This window comes from Allosphingosinicella sp., from assembly GCF_036387615.1.
Taxonomy (GTDB): Bacteria; Pseudomonadota; Alphaproteobacteria; order Sphingomonadales; family Sphingomonadaceae; genus Allosphingosinicella.
The window spans coordinates 14,193-33,009 of record NZ_DASVTH010000057.1 but is presented as its reverse complement, the minus strand read 5'-3'; the positions used below and the strand labels follow the sequence as shown (position 1 = coordinate 33,009).

The 18,817-nt window shown below is 64.4% G+C and carries 11 protein-coding genes and 1 tRNA gene; 6 read left to right on the top strand and 6 right to left on the bottom strand.

Annotated elements, in window-relative coordinates:
* Positions 1-7: 7 nt before the first annotated feature.
* Genes VF631_RS11910 through VF631_RS11900 form a run of 3 tightly spaced genes read right to left on the bottom strand, consistent with a single transcriptional unit; the run spans position 8 to position 3,911 of the window.
* Positions 8-430 carry an acyl-CoA thioesterase gene (locus VF631_RS11910; RefSeq protein ID WP_431850530.1) on the bottom strand — a complete coding sequence of 141 codons (423 nt, stop codon included), beginning with the start codon at positions 428-430 and terminating at the stop codon, positions 8-10.
* The gene (locus VF631_RS11905; RefSeq protein ID WP_431850529.1) at positions 427-1,839 is read right to left on the bottom strand and encodes a M1 family aminopeptidase; all 1,413 of its coding nucleotides are present in this window, start codon (positions 1,837-1,839) and stop codon (positions 427-429) included. The genes VF631_RS11910 and VF631_RS11905 overlap by 4 nt, the downstream gene beginning before the upstream one ends.
* Complete coding sequence (locus VF631_RS11900; RefSeq protein WP_431850528.1) at positions 1,839-3,911, bottom strand: S9 family peptidase; 2,073 nt, start codon at positions 3,909-3,911, stop codon at positions 1,839-1,841. Before VF631_RS11900 ends, VF631_RS11905 begins: the two co-directional genes overlap by 1 nt.
* A 187-nt stretch (positions 3,912-4,098) precedes the next feature.
* Here VF631_RS11900 and VF631_RS11895 point away from each other — a divergent pair, with 187 nt between their 5' ends.
* The 3 genes from VF631_RS11895 to VF631_RS11885 all read left to right on the top strand — a co-directional run bounded on the left by VF631_RS11895 (position 4,099) and on the right by VF631_RS11885 (position 8,382).
* Positions 4,099-5,898: an aminopeptidase P family protein gene (locus VF631_RS11895; RefSeq protein WP_431850527.1), complete on the top strand. Its 1,800-nt coding sequence runs from the start codon at positions 4,099-4,101 to the stop codon at positions 5,896-5,898.
* A gap of 308 nt (positions 5,899-6,206) precedes the next feature.
* Positions 6,207-6,281: transfer RNA gene (locus VF631_RS11890), tRNA-Thr, on the top strand.
* A gap of 241 nt (positions 6,282-6,522) precedes the next feature.
* Positions 6,523-8,382 carry an acyltransferase family protein gene (locus VF631_RS11885; protein WP_431850526.1) on the top strand — a complete coding sequence of 620 codons (1,860 nt, stop codon included), beginning with the start codon at positions 6,523-6,525 and terminating at the stop codon, positions 8,380-8,382.
* Positions 8,383-8,597: 215 nt separating this feature from the next.
* Here the strand turns inward: VF631_RS11885 and VF631_RS11880 are convergent, their stop codons facing one another.
* Positions 8,598-9,083, bottom strand: coding sequence for a DUF2585 family protein (locus tag VF631_RS11880; RefSeq protein ID WP_431850525.1), 486 nt, complete (start codon positions 9,081-9,083; stop codon positions 8,598-8,600).
* Here VF631_RS11880 and VF631_RS11875 point away from each other — a divergent pair.
* Positions 9,083-9,289: a DeoR family transcriptional regulator gene (locus tag VF631_RS11875; RefSeq protein WP_431850524.1), complete on the top strand. Its 207-nt coding sequence runs from the start codon at positions 9,083-9,085 to the stop codon at positions 9,287-9,289. The two genes, VF631_RS11880 and VF631_RS11875, sit on opposite strands and share 1 nt — an antisense overlap.
* On the opposite strand, the gene VF631_RS11870 is transcribed toward VF631_RS11875, so the two are convergent.
* Together VF631_RS11870 and VF631_RS11865 are read right to left on the bottom strand one after the other, a co-directional pair.
* Positions 9,262-12,693 (bottom strand): acyl-[ACP]--phospholipid O-acyltransferase, encoded by a 3,432-nt coding sequence (locus VF631_RS11870; protein ID WP_431850523.1) that lies wholly within the window; start codon positions 12,691-12,693, stop codon positions 9,262-9,264. The two genes, VF631_RS11875 and VF631_RS11870, sit on opposite strands and share 28 nt — an antisense overlap.
* Positions 12,694-12,732: 39 nt before the next feature.
* Positions 12,733-15,684 carry a DUF2339 domain-containing protein gene (locus VF631_RS11865; protein ID WP_431850522.1) on the bottom strand — a complete coding sequence of 984 codons (2,952 nt, stop codon included), beginning with the start codon at positions 15,682-15,684 and terminating at the stop codon, positions 12,733-12,735.
* A gap of 98 nt (positions 15,685-15,782) precedes the next feature.
* Between VF631_RS11865 and VF631_RS11860 the strand changes: the two genes are divergently transcribed.
* Positions 15,783-16,400 (top strand): TetR/AcrR family transcriptional regulator, encoded by a 618-nt coding sequence (locus VF631_RS11860; protein ID WP_431850521.1) that lies wholly within the window; start codon positions 15,783-15,785, stop codon positions 16,398-16,400.
* Positions 16,401-16,620: 220 nt separating this feature from the next.
* Positions 16,621-18,678: a DUF3857 domain-containing transglutaminase family protein gene (locus tag VF631_RS11855; RefSeq protein WP_431850520.1), complete on the top strand. Its 2,058-nt coding sequence runs from the start codon at positions 16,621-16,623 to the stop codon at positions 18,676-18,678.
* Positions 18,679-18,817 lie beyond the last annotated feature (139 nt).

Sequence of the window (18,817 nt, the reverse complement as noted above, 5' to 3'; positions counted from 1 at the left end):
ATAAAGCCTACGCCTTGTCCGAACTGGGCAATTGGCCTTGCTCCAGAAACGGCGCGATCACCTCCGGTGGCACACGCAACGGACGCCCGCTCCGCCGGTCCATGACCGCCCAAGTAGTCTTGGCGCGCACCCGCGGCCGGCCATCCTCGCCGACAAACTCCATGTGTCGGTCCATGCGCGCGCCGCGCGGGGCTTCGGCCACCCAGGTTCGGCCTGTCACGCTTTCACCGGGGCCGAGGCTGCGCAGATAGTCGATTTCGTGCCGGACGATCACCCAGAGATAAGCCGCGTGGTGCTCAGGCGCTGCCACCTCATGCCAGTGCGCAACGGCGATCTCCTGAATCCAGCGCACCCAGACCGCATTGTTGACGTGCCCGAGTTCGTCGATGTCGTCCGGCCCCGCGGTGATCCGGCGCTCGAAGACGATCATAGAAGCAGGACCTTGCCGCTTGCGTCCCGCCTGTGTGGTACGCCTGCGTCGGTAAAGAGCGCGGCGAGCGCCGCCATCGGGTCGGGGTGGCTTGACTCGAGAAAGGCTCGGATCGCTGCTTCTGCCCGGTTGTTCCCGGCCAAGCGGCTAAGCGCGGCAAGCCAGATCTCCTGGTCCACCACCTTGCCGCGATTGGCAGCGATCAGTTCCCGCCAGAAGCTGAAAAAGTCACCCCCCGCGTGACCGGCATATCGCTCCGCGACCAGGCCGAACATGGCGCCGCACCCATAATAGGCTTGGCCCTCGTTGCGCTCGATAGCAGTCCGAAGCGGCTTGCCCGCGACGTACTTGACGCAATCGTCGAGCAGGTTCTGCAAGCGCCCGCGGGCGTCATAGGCGGGGTCAAGCGCGGCCGTGGCTCGAAGCGCGAGCAGGTCGGCTCCGCCCTCCATGACCCAGGCCTGGTGCGGCCCTGGCGCGCGCACCGTCTCGCCCAGCCAGAAATGCGCAGCCTCGTGCGCGATGAAGCCACGCCCGGCATTGCTGACTGCCGGGTCGGCCCGCGTCACTGCGTCGCCTTCGAAGGTCATGACCACAAGTCCAGTGAGGACGCTGCCGCCCATACTGCGCAGGCCCTTGGTCGGCCCGGCCCAGCTCACCATGACCGTCGGCTTGGGTCCGAGCCGGGGGCCGAGTCGAGCGGAATAAAAGCCGAGCAGGCGGGTGCTGGCGCTCACCAATTCGGTCTTCAACCATTCCGGAAGCTGCGGATCGACTACCGTCGCGATGTCGATGGTTTCGACCGGTGCGCCTCCTCCGAACAGAACGTAGGAGCGGCCGTTGGTGAGCGTGACCTCCGGCTTCCGCCGCCCTTCGTGCAGGATCCGTCCGGCGCGGTCACGAAAAGTGGCGCGGGTGAAGCCGGTCTCGATCCTTGCCTGCCCAAGGTCGAGCGGCAGCTCTTCGGCTGCCTTGACCGACGCTACGGGGAACAAATCGAACTGGTCGCTGAACAAAGCGACGCCGCCGTCGGTGAAGATCAGGGCCGGATCGTAGTTGCTGAGCAGATCCTCACCGAAAGGCGAGAAGCGAATGCGGACGCGGCGCGGCACCGTCCCACGCTCCGCCACCAGCACATCATAAAAGCCGCGGCGCTCCAGACGGACGCCGGGTGTCTCCACCGTCCAGGAGGCTGCTCGCCACGATCGATCGCCGACGCGTGTCAGGCCGGACGCGACAAACGCCCAAACCGGCGCGTCTCTGTCGAAGCTGAAATCGGCCGTCCACCGGCCGCCGCTTCGCTCAACCGCGACCCGCGCGTGAGTCGGCCCTTTCTCCTCAGCGTGCGCACCGGCCGGAGCCGCCAGCATGACGGCCCCGATCAGAGCGGCGCACGCGAGCTTGCGCATCAACGGCCGGCCTGCTCCAGTTGCGTGAGGACGAACGCATAAGCCTCGGCATCCTCGCGCAGCGATTCGTACCGGCCCGATTTGCCGCCATGCCCTGCGCCCATGTTGATCTTGAGCAGCAGCAGATTGTCGTCCGTCTTGGTCGCGCGCAGCTTGGCCGCCCATTTGGCCGGCTCCCAATAGGTGACGCGCGGATCGTTGAGCCCGCCGGTGATCAGCATCGGCGGGTATTTCTGCGCCTTGACCTGATCGTAGGGCGAATAGGAGCGGATCAGCTCGAACGCGGCCTTGTCCTTGATCGGATTGCCCCATTCGGGCCACTCGCCGGGAGTGAGCGGCAGGCTTTCGTCCTGCATCGTATTGAGCACGTCGACGAACGGCACGTCCGCCACCGCCGCGCCCCACAATTCCGGGTTCGTATTCACGACCACGCCGACCAACTCGCCGCCCGCTGATCCGCCGTTGATCGCGATCCTGCCGGCGCTCGTGAAGCGCGCGTCGATCAAGCCCTTGGCCGCGTCGACGAAATCGTTGAACGTGTTGGTCCGCTTGGTCAGCTTGCCGTCCAGGAACCATTGATAGCCGAGGTCGTCGCCGCCGCGGATATGCGCGATCGCGAAGGCGTAGCCGCGGTCGAGCAGGCTCATCCGCGACGCGCCGAAGCTCGGCGGGATCGCATAACCGTAAGCGCCATAGGCATAGAGGAACAGCTTGCCCGTCCCGTCCTTCGGAAAGCCCTTCTTGTAGACGATCGAGACCGGCACCTTCTTGCCGTCGCGCGTCGGCAGCATCAGCCGCTCGGTCGCGTACTGGCTCGCGTCGTAGCCCGACGGGATCTCCTGGACCTTGAGCGTCTCCAGCCGGTCGGTGTCCGGATGATAATCGTACACGGTCGAGGGCGTCACCATCGAGCTGTAGGAAAGGCGATAGGCGGCCTGGTCATATTCCGGATTGCTGCCGAGCGAGACGGTGTAGCTCGCCTCCGGCAGCCGCACGCGCTCCTCCTTGCCGTCATAGGAGCGGAGCCGGATCTGATCGAGCCCGTCGAGCCGTTCGGTTATGGCGAGGTGATCCTTGAACGCGCTGATCCCGCGCACGTAGACGCGGTCCGATCCTGGGATCACCGTCTTCCACATGTCCGGCTTGTCGCGAGAGGCTTCGGCGACGCGAAAGTTCACATGATCGTCGTTGGTCCGGATCCACAGCTTTCCGTGGCTTGCATCGACTCCATATTCGCGGTTCGTCTTGCGCGGCGAGATCAGGACGGGAGGCGCTTCGGGGTTGGAAGCCGGTACGAACCGCACTTCGCTCGTCGCATTGTCGCTGGTCGCGATCAGGATCAGCTCGCGGTCCTGCGTGAGCGCGACGCCGACCGAAAAGCCCGGATCCTGCTTCTCCTCGTACAAGGTCTTGTCCTGCGCGACAGGCGTGCCGAGCCGGTGCAGACGGGCACGGTAGCTGCGCCAATTCTCGTTCACCTCGGTGAACACGACCGCCTTGCCGTCCGCCGACCAGACCGGGTTGCCGATACCGACTTCGGTCACCGTCTCGAGATCCTTGCCGGTCGCAAGATCGCGGATGCGAAGCTTGAAGCGCTCCGAGCCATTGTCGTCGACCAGGATGGCGGCGAGCTTGCCGTCCGGGCTCACCTCCATCGCGCCGAGGCGGAAATACTCCTTGCCCGCGGCTTCGGCGACTTCGTCGAGCACGATCTGCTCGGCGCCGCCACCGACCGGCTTGCGGTACCAGGTGCGGTACTGCGCGCCCGGCTTGAACGCCCACCAGTAGAGCCAGTCGCCGTCCTTGGCGGGCACGCTCGATTCGTCCTCCTTGATCCGGCCCTTCATCTCCTGGAACAGGCTCTCAACCAGGCTTTCGTGCGGCTTCATCGCGGCTTCGAAATAAGCGTTTTCGACCTTCAGATACTCAAGCACGTCGGCGTCATCGACCTTGGGATAACCCTGGTCCTTCAGCCAGTGATACGGGTCCTCGACACGATATCCGTGCCGCTCATAACTATAGGGGCGCTGCGCGGCCTTGGGAGGCGCGGCAAGTTTGGAAGCCTGGGTCATCTGTGCTTTCTGGGCTGATGCTGGGGCGGCGAGGAGCAACGCGGCCAACAGGTATAGTCTCACCGCAACCACTCCCGCTTAGGCTGAGCTCATCGAAGCGCTGCCCTTCTTCTACTCTCCGTAAAGGCAAGCACAGGGCTTCGACAAGCTCGGCCCGAGCGGTAAGGGAGAGAGCGAAGGAGAGACCATGTCCAGCTACGCCGATCGCCTGCAAGCTCTAAGGGACCAGCTCAAGGCCGACCGCCTCGACGGCTTCGTCGTCCCGCTCACAGACGAGCATATGAGCGAATATGTGGGCAGCTACGCCCAGCGGCTCGCCTGGTTGACCGGGTTCCAGGGCTCGGCCGGCGCCGCCGTCGTGCTACCGCAAGACGCCGCGATCTTCACCGACGGCCGCTACACGCTTCAGGTGCGCGAGCAGGTGGATGGACAGCATTGGAGCTACCAGTCGGTGCCGGAGACCAGCATCGCCGGCTGGCTGGAGGAGCACGCTCCGCAAGGCGGTCGGATCGGCTACGATGCCTGGCTGCACACCAGCGATTGGGTCGGCAAGGCGCGCGAGGCGCTTGGCAAGCGCGGCGCCGAGCTTGTCGCGATCGGCAGTAACCCGATCGATCGCATCTGGGCCGATCGGCCGCAGCCCTCCACCGCGCGGCTGGTCGTCCACCCGGAGACTTACGCCGGCAAGAGTTCGGCTGCCAAGCGCCAGGAGATGGCGGATTGGCTGCGCGAGCAGGGCGCGGACGCGGCCGTGCTGTCCGCTCTCGACTCGATCGCCTGGACCTTCAACATCCGGGGCGCCGACGTCGATCATACGCCGGTCGCCCTGTCGTTCGCCCTGGTTCATGATGACGGCACCGCGGACCTGTTCGTCTCGCCCGACAAGCTCACCGATGAGGTCCGCCAGCATTTCGGCAACGGCGTGCGCGTCCATGGGCGCGAAGCGTTCGAACCGCATCTGGGCTCGCTGTCGGGCAAGACGGTGGTCGCCGATCCGGAGCGCGCCGTTGCCGCAATCTTCGAGGCGCTCGATGGCGCGGGTGCGAAGGTGCTGACAAGGCGCGATCCCGCCGTGCTTGCAAAGGCGATCAAGAACGAGGCCGAGGTCGCGGGCCATCGCGCGGCCCAGGCGCGCGACGGTGCGGCGATGGTGCGGTTCCTTTACTGGCTTTCGTTGGAAGCTCCCAAGGGCAGGCTGGACGAGCTCAGCGCGGCGGCGAAGCTGGAAGAGTTTCGCCGGGCGGGCGGCGATCTTCGCGATCTCAGCTTCGACACGATTTCCGGGGCGGGGCCGAACGGCGCGATCGTTCACTACCGCGTCACGGAGGAAACCAACCGCCCGCTGGAACCGAACTCGCTCTACCTGGTCGACTCCGGGGCACAATATCCGGACGGCACGACCGACATCACGAGAACGGTGGCGGTGGGTGAGCCGACTGCCGAAATGCGCGACCGCTTCACCCGCGTCCTGAAGGGCCATATCGCAATCGCGCGCGCCGTCTTCCCGGAAGGCACGCGTGGCAGTCAGCTCGACAGCTTCGCCCGCCAGCCTCTTTGGGAAGCCGGCCTCGATTATGCCCACGGCACCGGCCACGGCGTCGGCAGCTTCCTCGCAGTCCACGAAGGCCCGCAGCGGATCGGCGCCGCCAATTACCCAGGCTCCGGCTGGGACGAGCCGCTCAGAGCCGGCATGTTCCTCTCGAACGAGCCCGGCTATTACAAGGCGGGCGAATACGGCATCCGCATCGAGAACCTGGTCATGGTCGAACAGCGCGACATCGCGGGCGCGGAAAAGAAGATGTTTGGTTTCGAGACCCTGACCTTCGCCCCGATCGATCGGAGCCTGATCGAGGTCTCAATGATGGCTGCAGATGAGCGCCGATGGCTGGACAACTATCACGAACGGGTGCTGCAGTTGATCGGCCCACAGCTGGAATCGGAGGTGGCGGCGTGGCTCGAGCTACAATGCCGGCCGTTGGAGACTTAGAATGAACCGGCAGCGCCTAAGATCGATTGCCCTCCTCGTCATCGTGCTGGTCTGCATGGCGGTCGTCTTCGGCTGGTTTCGCTGAGCGCAGCTGCCAAGCCTGAGCCTTTCTTCGGCGCAGGTTCTGACGAAGCGCTTCCGCCAGCCGGTTCGCCTTTTCCTCGTCCTTCGTCATCCTTGCAGGGCTAGCCGCGTGCGCCTCTCCTCGCAACTTACCTTGACGGGCCGCCCGCCAGCAGCCATAGCGCCGCCCGTCCTCCGAGGGCCCCCACGAAGTACCAGCTTCGATGGGAACCGCGACAGGCGATGCTGCCGTAGCTCAGTGGTAGAGCGCATCCTTGGTAAGGCTGAGGTCGTGAGTTCAATCCTCACCGGCAGCACCAGCATCTTCATAGGCTTACTTGGCTTTTCCTCGGGGCGACGACCTGGGTAGCACCTCGGTCCCACCCGGACGCTTTGGTGTCATAACGCTCTCACCTGGGCTGCCCCTGCCAACGTGGCATATGATTGTTTTTTTCTGTGGCACTGAGCGCCTGGTTAGAAGCCATCAACGTGATCGCGCGGGGCTCAGCCCATTCCTGTTGTTCGTGCTGCGCACAATGCCGTTAGGTTACTGAGGGGCTCATGAAGTATCAGCCAGAAGTCGATGGTTTGCGGGCTCTAGCGGTCGTGCCGGTAGTGCTGTTCCATGCCGGCTTTCCGCAGTTTGCGGGCGGTTTTGTCGGTGTGGACGTGTTTTTCGTGATCTCCGGTTACCTGATCACCGGGATTATTCGCCAAGATATTGACCGGGGTAGCTTCTCGATCCTCAATTTCTACGAGCGGCGGGTGAGGCGGATCATGCCGGCGCTGATGTTGGTAATCTCCGCCAGCCTTGGCGGCGGCCTGATCTTGTTTCTACCATACCAGCTGGAAGCGCTTGGCTGGTCGGCGATCAGCGCGATCGCCTTTACTTCCAATATGTGGTTCTGGACGCAGACCGGCTACTTCGCTGGCGGTGGGGACCTTGATCCGTTGCTCCACACCTGGTCCCTTGCTGTTGAGGAGCAGTTCTATCTTTTCTTCCCGCTCGGCATAGCAGCACTCGTCAAGCTGCGGCGCCGCGTCCTGCCCTTTGTGGTTGCGGTGTTCGCACTGTCCCTCGTTATGGCTGAGTTGCTCGTGCACCGTATGCCGTCCGCCGCGTTCTATCTACTGCCGACCCGAGCCTGGGAGTTGATGGTGGGCGCCATGCTATCGCTCGGCGCGATGCCGCCGCTGAGGCGCGAAGGCTTCCGTGACGCTGCTGCTCTGGCAGGGCTTACGCTGATCTTAGGGCCGGTGTTGCTCTACGGGCCACAGACTGTCTTCCCTGGGCTGAGCGCTTTGCCCCCGTGCCTCGGTGCCGCGATGATCATCGCAGCGGGTAAACAGGGTGGCGGACGCGTCACTGACCTCTTAGGCAGCCGGCTGCCAGTCGGGATCGGGCTTATCTCCTATTCCCTATATCTTTGGCACTGGCCGATTTTCGTGTTCAGCCGCCAACTCGGTGCCAGCCCGGAGCTTTCGGTGGGAGCGGCGTTGGCTGGGATAATACTATCGGTCGTCCTCGCCTGGGCAACCTGGCGCTATGTGGAGGCGCCGTTCCGCAATCGCGCGCGCCTTTCCCGCAACAGTATATTCCGCATAGCGACGAGCCTGGCGGTGCTGGTCGGCGCAGCCGCCGCAGGCGCCACCACCGGCGTCCCCGCGCGATTCGAACCTCGCGCGTTGGGTCTATTGCGCGGGCGGGAAGATGTCCCGCCTCAAGTGCACACCTGCATTATCGACGCCGGTAACGACAGTGCTTGCCCGCTCGGGGCGGGCGGCGCGGCGGATTTCGCGGTATGGGGCGACTCGCACAGCGCTGCTCTCGGCGGGGCTATTGACCTCGCCGGCATGGCGCGGCGGCGCAGCGGCTTGTTATTCGCATTCAACGGCTGCCCGCCCGGCGTTGGTGCTCCGAGCCCGACGATCTCGCCGCCGGACCAGCTACGCTGCCGCGAGCGCAATGACGCGGTGCGCTCTCGGCTGCTCCGCGACCCCGGTATAAAGACTGTGATACTGTCTGCTTATTGGCAGAACTACCTCGATCGAGCGCCGGGCGAGCTGCTCGCAGCTGTTGGCCGCACAGCTCACGAACTCAAGCAGGGAGGCAAAGAAGTGGTGGTGCTCGCTAACCTGCCGGTACCGGGCTACAATGTGCCTTGGGTAACTGCTCTGGCCAGCCATCGAGGCCACACGCCGCCCCCGCCCCACCGGCAACCTCGGGTTGATCCCCGTTTGGCCGGCATGATCGTGCGGAGCGGCGCCCGACTGATTGACATGTCCAGGCCCTTCTGCCGGTCGGACAGGTGCGATGTACAAGAGCGCGGGACGCCCTTGTTCTTTGATGGCAATCACGTGTCACAAACTGGGAACCGGACACGCATAGCACCTTACTTGCTCAGGCAAGGCGCGCTCTGATGCACGATTTATCAGACTCGGTGCTACCCGGTGCTACTCAAACGTTAAGCTAGCATAGCAGCAATGTGCGAGGCCGTTGTCTTTGCTGGCGTTATTGCTCGCTTCCGAACTGGCTTCATAACCTTTTTAAGGCTGAGGTCTTGAGTTCAATCCTCACCGGCAGCACCATCGCCGATCTCGCGATCCTTTGTTCGAACCCACCGAATTGGCTCGCGCTAGGGTGCGAGCAGCAGCCTCGCGCTGCCGACAATCAGCCCATCGCCGATCGCCGCCCAGACAATGATCTCGATCAGGATGGCCATGAGCAGTGCCGCGCGCGTCGAGGTGCGAGCTGCGATCAGGCAGCCGGCAACCACGGATAGGGTGCCGGCAATGGCGTTCAGGACCGTATCGCCCGCATAGCTTCGGCTTTCGCCCGGCGGGTTGAACAACGCGATCAGGGCCGGCAGGTTCTCGACCGCCTCCCCCGCCACGCTGCCGATCACCGCCACCAGCGTCACCAGCGCAAGCGGCCAGCGCGGCTGGAAGCGGCGGACAAGGGTGAACAGGCCCAGTCCGAACGTCACGTGCAGCAGCGAATACCAGTCGGCCAGCTGCTGCGAATCCTGGGCCGGCGCCCATAGCCGGACAACGCCGCATGGGCAGACCAGCGGGCGCCCGAGCACCAGGAGCCAGGCCGTGAGCAGGGCAAGCGCGACCATTGCGGCTGCCGCGCACAAAGGTATTGAACCGGTTGCTCGATGGCTTCGAAGGCAAACTGACCAACAAAAAATGGTCGGCTCTGACGAAATCCTCCCCCGACACAGCTTTGCGTGACCTCAACGACTTGGTCCAGCGCGGCGTGCTCGAACGGGATGCGGGTGGGGGTCGGAGTACGAGCTACTCACTGGCGTCGGAGAGTTCGTAACTCTTCAATGCCGTCGCTGCTGCGGCCGTCATCCTGACATAGTCGGGCTTCCCCGTGCCGAGAACAGGCAGAGCTTCCAACAATCGGATGTCCCGGGGGACCATCAGCTCGGTAACACCGTTCGCACGAGCCCAGGATTGGAGCGCCTTCGCATCCGCATCCTTGCGGGTCGTGAACAGCACGAGCTGCTCGCCCTTGCGCGGATCGGGCCTGGTGACGACCGCATGATCGGCATCTGGCCAGAGCGCGGCCGCATAACCTTCGACCGCGGGCAGCGACACCATCTCGCCGCCGATCTTGGCGAAGCGCTTGGCGCGGCCGCGGATCGTGATGAAGCCATCCACGTCGATGGTGACGATGTCGCCGCTGTCGTGCCACCCGCCCTCGGGGGGCTGCAGCACTCCCGGCGCATCCGCCTTGAAGTATCCGGTCATGATGTTGGGCCCGGAGATGGACAGCCTGCCGCCCTCCTCAATGCCAGGGACAGGGTCCAGACGAGCGGCGATGCCAGGAAGCAGTCGGCCGACCGTGCCGGCGCGGAAATGCATCGGCGTATTGACCGCAATCACCGGTCCGGCTTCGGTCGCGCCATAACCTTCAAGAATACGGAGGCCGAACTTCTCCGAATAAACCTTGCGGGTCTCGTCGCGCACGCGCTCGGCGCCGGCGAAGATGTAGCGCAGCGAATAGAAGTCGTAGCCGTGCGCCATCCGCGCATAGCCCGACAGGAAGGTGTCGGTGCCGAACAGGATCGTCGCGTTGGCGTCGTATGCCAGCGCGGGGACGATGCGGTAATGCAGTGGGCTGGGGTAGAGGAGGGTCCGCACACCATTGAGGATCGGCAGCAGCGCCCCGCCCGTGAGGCCGAAGCTGTGGAAGACGGGGAGGGCGTTCAGCACCACGTCCGAAGCATTGAAGTCGATGCGTGCGGCGAGCTGTTGGCAATTCGAAAGCAGATTGCGGTGGCTGAGCACCACGCCTTTGGGCAGTCCCTCTGATCCGCTGGTGAACAGGATCACGGCCGCCGCATCGGGGCCGACCTGCTTTCGCCGGTGGACTCGGCGGGCGAAGCTGGACGCAACGAGCGCGCGAAGCTTTGCTCCCGTCCGGATCGCGGAGCCGATATCCTCGAGGTACCGGATCTCAATGCCGTTCCCCTCAAGGCCCGCTACCACCTCGCCGAGCTTGGCCTGATCAATGAAAGCACGAGCCGTCACGATCGTGCGCACCTCCGCCGCAATGCAGGCCGCTTTGAGGTTGGTGAGCCCCGCCGTGTAGTTGAGCATGGCGGGCACGCGCCCAGACGCTTGGAGCGCGAAGAAAGTCACCGCCACTCCGGCGACATTGGGGAGCAGCACGCCCACCGCCTCGCCTTTGGCCGTTATCCGCGCCAGCGGCCGCGCAAGCGCAATGCTGCCGGTGACGAGCCGGTTATAGCTCATAGGTTCGCGCTTGATGTCCTCCACGATCGGCGCCTTGCCGCCATCAATTTTGCGCGCGTCGAGCAGGGCTTCGAACAGGGTGCGATCAGTGTTCGAGGTGGCGAAGATCATCTCGCTCATCTCGTCATAGAGGCGGCGGCCGGCGATCGCGCGGCGCTGGCGCGCGCTCATAGTGCCGTCGATCCCGAAACGCCGCGGGGGCAGGATAGTCAGCCGGATCTTCGGGAAGTTGCGAAGCCGCACCTTGCCGCGAAGCCGGGAGAAGGGCGAATATTGCGCGCCGTCGATGCGCACCGGAACGATCGGCGCATCCGATTTGTCGGCCACCATGCCCGGCCCGTCGAACACTTTCATCAATGCGCCGGTGACGGTGATCCGTCCTTCCGGGAAAATCACGAGGGTGCGCCCTTTCTTGACCGCCCGGACCATCGCCTTGGCAGACATCGGGTTGGTTGGGTCGACCGGGAAAGCATCGAACAGGCCCAGGAAGGGCCGCACCCACCATGCCTTGGCGATGCGCGTGTGCACGGCGAAGGTCGGCTTGCCAGGCAGGAAGGCGGCGAGCAGCAGCCCATCGAGGAAGGAGACGTGGTTCACCACGACAACCGCCCGCTCGCCCGGCTGCGGCATGTTCTCTTCGCCCGTCACCTCGACCCGGTAGAGCAGCCGCAAGGTGGCGCGGGTCAGGCTCTTGATCACCGTTTCGGGAAGCAGCCAGCACGAGACCAGCGCCACCCCCAGGGTTGCAAAGCCCAGGATCGCGATGATCGCCGGGATGCTCACGCCCGCGCCGAGTAGCACGGTCAGGACCGCGACCATCGCCACCGTTACGACCGCGTTGACGATGTTGTTCGCCGCGATGGTGCGCGAGCGCTCCTCGGCAGGGCTGTGCGTCTGCAGGATCGCATAGAGTGGCACTATGAATACGCCGCCCGCAAAGGCGATGCCGGCGAGGTCGACGAGAATGCGCCAGCTGCCCGCGCTGGCGAGGAACTGAGCGATGCTTGCGCCCGCGGTTGCAATCTCGAAGCCGCTCGTCGAGCGCCAGAGGTCGATCATGAAGGCGGCAAGCCCGAGCGCCGCGACGGGCACGTAGCGGGCCGAAACCTCGCCCGCGAGGAGCTTGTTGACGACCACCGAGCCCAGGGCAACGCTGACCGAGAAGACCAGCAGGAACAGGGTGGCGACCTCCTGCCGCGCGCCGAGCACGCCGCTGACCAGCGGAGCGAATTCGGCGAGCAGGACCGCGCCGACCGCGAAAAACCAGCTGATGCCGAGGATCGACAACCACACGCCGCGCCCGTGCCGCGCCGATTTCAGGATCTGCCAGGTGCTGCGGAAGATGTTGGGGTCGATCTTCAGCCCCGGCGCCGTCGCCGGTGCTGACGGTACGGCAAGGCTCACTACGAAGCCAACCACGGCGAGGCCCGTGGCGACCAATCCCGCCTCCCACGGCGGAATGACACCGCCAAGCAGCTGACCGCCCAGGATCGCGAGGAACGTTCCAGCTTCGATGAGGCCGGTGCCGCCCATGATTTCTCGCTCACCGAGGTGCTGCGGCAGGATCGAATATTTGACCGGCCCGAAGATGGTGGAGTGGACCCCCATCAGAAATAGGCTGGCCAGCAGCAGCGGTACCGATTGCATCCAGAAGCCGGTGAGCGCGAGCGCCATGATCGCGATCTCGGCAAGCTTCACAGCCCGCACCAGCTTGGCTTTGTCCCAGGCGTCGGCGAGTTGCCCGGCTAGCGCCGAGAAGAGGAAGTAGGGCAGAATGAAGAGCCCCGTCGCGACCGTCGCGAGCATCTCCGCCTTGGCGGGTTCGGCGGCGTAGAGGCCGAAGTTCGCGAGGAACAGGAGAGCGAACTTCAACAGATTGTCGTTGAACGCGCCGAGGAACTGCACGACGAACAAAGGCGCGAAACGACGCTTGCCGAGTAGCGACAGATCAGGTGCGGACATTTGGATTCCCCTGGAGACAGGTGTGAGCGTAGCCGGCAGTCATCGCAAGCTGCTTGAAGGGCGCACGCCGCCCAGCGATCGGCTGTAGAGCCAGCCGATCCCGATCAGGCTGAGGCCGAGCGCCACGAAGGAGGCGATGCGCATCAGCCCCTCCAGGCCTGAGGCGTCGAGCAGGAACACCTTGGCCACCGCGGCGAGCATCAGCACCAGCGAGGCAATCCGCCAGTCGCGCGCCCCCGACCTGATGCCCCAGAGGAGGAAGCCGATCGCGAGGAGCACGGCAAGGATCGAGCGAGCGATATTCTCTCCCGCTGAGAGCTCCCATCCACTAAGGACCGTCCCTTCCGCCCAATGCCGGAGAGAAGAGAAAGCGAGCAGCAGGATGAGCAGCATCTGCAGCAGCGCCCTTGGCCGTTCGAACCGGGAGGACAGCTCCGGTTCAAACCTCCGACCGGCCCACAGCAGAGCGAGCGCCAGCCCGTAGCCCGGCAGCAGCAGGTTGAAGATCGGCACCGTGCCGACAGCCTGATTGGCCCAGAGCGGGTTGTGCAGGAGCACAGTGAACACTCCGAAATGCGCGAGTCCGGCAGCGCAAAGCGCGAGCGCCGCCGGTCGGGAGCCCAGTTTCCAGGCGGCGACGCCTGCCACCACCAGCAAGGCCTCCCAGACCGTGCGTTCTGCAAAGCCAAGGCGGATGAACTGGTCATCAAACCCGATACTGAACAGCTGCTTGAACAGGATGTGCAGGCCAATTGCCCCGAGCAAGGCCGCAAACCCGAAGGCGATCTTGCGGGCTCGGATGCAGATCTGACTTGTGCCCATCCAGAGGGCGCCGCCGATCAGTGCGCTAGGCAGGAGCAGGCGAAGAAGCACATCGCGGACGATCGGGAGTTCACCAACAAGCACCGGATCGCCGCCGAGAGCAGGAATGGCAGATTCGCTCCAATGCAGCATGGGGAGGCCCGCCCAGGCGGCACTTACGCCCAGTAGAGCCGCCATGGCCGGCAGCAGCGTGCCTGGAGCGAGCCTGCGACTGGCGGCGGCAAGGGCCAGAAGCCCGGCACCCGGTACGAGTGGCAGAACAGACAAGGGCGCGATCTGCGCCATAGCGCCGTACGCCACCAGTGCCGCTGCTGATTGCGCCGCCGCGCGCGCGCCATCCAAGCGAGCATTCCATGCGAAGGCTGCGGCGACACAGGCAAGACCTGCCCAGCGCAGAAAAGCATGAACAAGGGGCACCTGCTCGGGCAATCCGAAGAGGCGGTGCACTTCGGCTCCGTACAAGGGTGCGGCGGCTAGCAGCGGCACGGAAGCGGCGGCAAAAACCCAGCCGCTCCACTCGACCCGCTCGTCCTCTGCCCTGAGGCTGAGAAGAAGCAGCATGACGGCCACTCCTCCGACGAGCAATGGCAGTAGCCAGCTTGGGGCGACAAATGCGCTGGCAATGGTGATGAGCAGGCCCGTTGCGGTGGAGAGCAGGGCAAAGCGAGCGTCGCTGCGCCGCTCGGGCTTCGTCCAACCCAGCAGCGCCGCAATTGCCGGGAGGCCAGCCGCGGAGAGCGCGACCAAGCCCAAAGCCAGATCGACGCTGCCGTCGGCGCGGTAGAAGTGCAAGGAAGGGAGCAGCGTCGCTGCCATCGCCAGCCCGGCGATCTGGATCGCTTCTGGCAACCCGCCGGTAGGGCGCCACAACCGGAGCAAGAGGGGGCCGCCGTAGATCGCACCGGTCGCCACCAGGATCATGGCGAAGTGCGCGGGAGCCGGATTGGTCCAGGCTCCCAACAAAAGCAGCGCGATGCCGAGTCCGACGGCCGGCAGGTGCCTGAAGCCTTCCTCGCGGCGTGACAGCCAAAGGATGGCAATCGAGATCAGGCCAAAGAGGCTCCAGTGCAGCAGCGCGAAGCCGCCCGTGGCAACAAGGGCCGCCATCTGCGCCGCGGCCGCGACACTGCCTATCACGCGTATAATGGCGGCGCCGCCGCTCGGCAGGGCAACAAGCGGGAAGGCGATGCCGACAGCGATGACATAGAAACCGATGGACAATGTGGACGCGGTATCCAGCGCACCGCCGAGCAGCAGGACCGCGCCCCATCCCAGGCCACCCACGAGTGCGCTGATGCCAAGCCACGTCCAGCGCTGCGCTCTCGAAAGGGCGGACAGGCCGCCAACGGCAAGAGCGAGGTAAAGGGTGAGCAAAGGCACGTTCGGCTCGCCGGTTCCGACTAGAGCGGGGGCGGCGAGGCCGCCGACCAGGCCCAGCATGGCGCTTGGTGCGCCGAAGCGCAGCGACAGCGCCATCGCGAGGGCTGTCACCGCAGCCATTCCAATGAATGCGGGGAGCGGCCCGATCAGTGCGTAGACGTTCACCGCGACCAGGATGCTTGCGTACAGGCTCGCAATGCCCGCCCCCGCCAGTGACTGGCGCACGCGGGGATCACGAACCCGGACTTCCATGCGAAGCGCCGTCTCGGCAGCTCCGATGAGTGCGGCTCCGAACATCAGTCCGGAAAGGAAGCGGATGAGCGGCGAGAGCAGGCCTGCTTCGATCGAGTAGCGGACGATGAGAACGCCCGCGACCGCGAGGGTCACGCCGCCGGCCCAGATCGGCAACTTGCGACCGAACAGTTCCTCGAAACTTGACGCGCGCTCTTGCGGTTCGGGGTCATTGAGGTCCGTCTGCTGCGCAGGCGCTGGATCCGGTATCCAGTGAGGGACCTCGGGCACCACGGATTGGGGAGCGGGCTCAGGCGCCGCCGCTACTTCAGGGTGCGGCGCTTCGGGCTCGAAATCCAGCCGCACGGGATGAGCCTCCGCTGGACGCCCAGTGTCGAGGCCAGCGGCCACCCTTTGCATCGGGGCTTCAGGCATCGCGAAGCCGGGCACCGAAGCGGCAGCCTGGACCTCGTTCAAGCGCTGTTCGAGTTGCGCCATCCGCGACCAGAGTTGAGCGATGGCGATGAACACGGCGGCGAATACGAGCACTTCGAGCATGCGGCTTCTCCGGATCAATTCCGTCCGCATAGCAGTGAATTGATCACCGTTCAATTAAAATATTAGACGCTGTTCAGTTTTTTCTGTAGCGCGGTTGAATGGGTAGACGATCCGACCACAGCCGCGCTGAACTCGAGCGGATTATCGTTGTTGAGGGGCACCGCCAAATTGCGGAGGTAGGTTTCGCGCGCTTCTCTGCGCGGGAGGTGGCGAAGCGGATCGGCTACTCGATCGGCACGATCTACAACGTGTTCGGAACCCACGACCGCCTGATCCTGGCAATCAACACGCGCACATTTGGCCTTTGGGCGGCACATCTGCGCGCCCGCCTAGAAGCTAAGCAGGCAGACCGCATTCAGGTGCTTGTGGAAGGCTATTTCAGCTTTGCCCGCGAAAATCCGAACCTGTGGATGGCGATCTACGATCATCGCCTCCCTCCCGACGCCGTCATGCCTGAGGAATTCGAAGAGCAACGCTCGGAACTCACCGAGATCGTGACCGCCGAAGTCGCGGCCGCGCTTCCGGAGGCCGTCCGAGAGAGCGCTCCGCGGCTTGCCCGATCGCTGATCGCCACCGTTCATGGCCACTGCACCTTCGCGCTCAACGGCACGTTTGCGTTGATGGGCGAAGCGGACCCGCTAGAACTCGCCTTGGCGCGCGTCCGCGAATCTATCGCCGCAGCAGCAGCTCAGCTCGTGGAAGCGGTAGCGAAGTAATGTTGGTTCTGCTCATCTCAAAGCTCACCAGAACCGGCAGAAAGCGTCGTTGCATGACAAACCGCCTAGCCGCTTCAAACCAAGCCGGACGATCGCCGTTGAACCTTGTTACGCGCGTGACCCCTTTTGCGAGGGACGACTGCTAGATACCATTGATTCAACAGGTTACGTTGCCTTGAGATGATTTAGCCCCTGAGTCGTGGGGCGCGCGCGCTTTCAGGTGCGCGAGTTGGGGGGATTGGTAGTGCGCCTTTCGCTAACACTGGTGGCTGCTTCGCTGTTCCTGGCCAGTGAGGCCCACGCGCAGAACGACCGGATCACTCGCGGCCGCGCGCCGGCATGGGTTACTCCATCCGAACCGCTCGCCGTCCCGGATGATGCTGGCGGCGCCATCTTCGTACGGCGCCAGGACTTCTTGATTCACCTCACCGCTCAGGGACAAGAACAGTATTTCGGCTACCGGATCAGGATCCTGCACGCGAACGCGTTGCAAGCGGGCAATGTGTCACTCGCATGGAATCCTGCTGCCGGTGCTCCGACAGTGCACTCGGTAAAGGTCTATCGCGGCGGCGAGACGATCGACGTCCTTCAGACCACGTCGTTCGAGATCCTTCGCCGGGAAGAGCAGCTCGAAGCGGCGCGGCTTGATGGCCTATTGACCGCTGTGTTGCGGGTTCCCGATCTGCGGGTCGGTGACGAACTCGAGGTCGAGATGACGACACTTGCGAGCGATCCGTCGCTGGCAACTAACGATGCCGGAGTGCTGCTACTCGCCCCGAGCCCAGGGCCCGGCCGCTATCACCTGGGCCTGAGCTGGGACAAGAACCAGAAGCCCGGCCTGAAGATCAGCCCAAAGATGAAGGGAGCGGCGCTTTACCGGGAGAGCGGGGTCGACTTCCGGTTCGACAATCCGGAACCGCTAACTTCGCCAAAGGACGCGCCCGCTCGCTATGAGCGGCTGCGAACCGTTGAATATAGTGACTTTGCCGATTGGCGCGCCGTCTCGCGGCATTTCGCTCCCCTCTACAAGAAAGCGGTACAGCTTCCGAACGGGTCGCCGATTAGGCGTGAGGCGGCGCGTATCGCGGCAGCCCATGCGACCCCGCTTGATCGGGCCCGTGCTGCGCTCAAGCTCGTGCAACAGGATGTCCGATACATCTACGTCGGTCTGAATGGCGGCAATCTGACACCCGCAACCGCAGAAGAAACTTGGCAGCGCCGATATGGCGACTGCAAGGGCAAGACCGCACTCCTGATGGCGCTTCTTAGCGAACTGGGCATCGAGGCAGAGCCAGTGCTGGTCAACTCGAGCGGAGCTGACGCCGTCCTCAATGAGAGGCTGCCGAGCCCGGGTCTGTTTGATCACGTGGTCGTCCGTGCGCGAGTCAGCGGGCGTTGGTACTGGCTGGACGGGACACTGCCGCCGGTCGCGTCTCCGACATTGACTCCGATCATCCCATTCGAATGGTTCCTGCCGCTCACTGCCCAAGGACATCCGCTTGAGCAGATCGAATGGAAGCCGGCGCGAACCGCCGATGAGATAATCCTACATGAGATCGACGCGCGGGCAGGCTTCGATAAACCCGCCCGAATCACGGGTACGACAATCGCGCGCGGTGTCAAAGGGCTGCAGGCCCAACTGCAATTCTCGTCAGTGGCCCCCGCTCAGATGCTTGCTGCGTTCCGGCAGGAGCTCGTCGGCAACACCTGGCAGGCGATTGACGACGTTAAATGGCGGTATGATGAAAAGGCGGCGGCGAGCGTCCTGACGATCAGCGGGACCGGAATCGTCGATTGGGATGACGACGGTAACGGGGAGAAGTCGCTCGCACTGCCCGGCGGCGGGTTCAACCCGCCGGAGAAGCGCCTTCGAACAGCCGATCAGGATCAGACGCTGCCGTTCTACACGAAGCCTGAGTTCTCATGCCATGCAACGACTGTTCGGCTGCCCACTTCCACCCAAGCCAAGCAGTGGTCGTCAAAAGCCAGCTTCGACACGCGGATGTTCGGGCGGAACTATTATCGGGCCTTTGAACTGCGCGATGGCGCGATCCGGATGGTGCGAGGCTCCCGCGTCGAGCAGCGGGAAATTGATGCGGCTACCGCCAAGCGCGACAACGAGCGGATCGCGGCGTTTGACAACAGCATGGGCTGGATATCCTACGATCCCGCAGGAGAGAGGATGTCAGTCGGTAATGGGCAAGCCGTGCCTGCCACCTTCGAGTACGATTGGACGAGGGAAGACGCGCCCTGCACCAGCGGTGCAGCGCGCAACTAACAAGCCTCCGCGGGCGAGGGCTAGCCGGAGCGGCGATGAAGGCCTGATTTCCACCGCGATGAGCCGACCCTTGGGTCTGCTGCCAGGCTTGGCTGGATGCCACCTGCTCCCGGTCCAGAGTCGCTGCCTGCGCACAAGC

What these genes read in the sequence shown, in the direction of transcription:
- VF631_RS11910 (WP_431850530.1), bottom strand. Translation starts at nt 430, where the DNA reads ATGATCGTCTTCGAGCGCCGGATCACCGCGGGGCCGGACGACATCGAC.
- VF631_RS11905 (WP_431850529.1), bottom strand. Translation starts at nt 1,839, where the DNA reads ATGCGCAAGCTCGCGTGCGCCGCTCTGATCGGGGCCGTCATGCTGGCG.
- VF631_RS11900 (WP_431850528.1), bottom strand. Translation starts at nt 3,911, where the DNA reads ATGACCCAGGCTTCCAAACTTGCCGCGCCTCCCAAGGCCGCGCAGCGC.
- VF631_RS11895 (WP_431850527.1), top strand. Translation starts at nt 4,099, where the DNA reads ATGTCCAGCTACGCCGATCGCCTGCAAGCTCTAAGGGACCAGCTCAAG.
- VF631_RS11885 (WP_431850526.1), top strand. Translation starts at nt 6,523, where the DNA reads ATGAAGTATCAGCCAGAAGTCGATGGTTTGCGGGCTCTAGCGGTCGTG.
- VF631_RS11880 (WP_431850525.1), bottom strand. Translation starts at nt 9,083, where the DNA reads ATGGTCGCGCTTGCCCTGCTCACGGCCTGGCTCCTGGTGCTCGGGCGC.
- VF631_RS11870 (WP_431850523.1), bottom strand. Translation starts at nt 12,693, where the DNA reads ATGTCCGCACCTGATCTGTCGCTACTCGGCAAGCGTCGTTTCGCGCCT.
- VF631_RS11865 (WP_431850522.1), bottom strand. Translation starts at nt 15,684, where the DNA reads ATGCTCGAAGTGCTCGTATTCGCCGCCGTGTTCATCGCCATCGCTCAA.
- VF631_RS11860 (WP_431850521.1), top strand. Translation starts at nt 15,783, where the DNA reads ATGGGTAGACGATCCGACCACAGCCGCGCTGAACTCGAGCGGATTATC.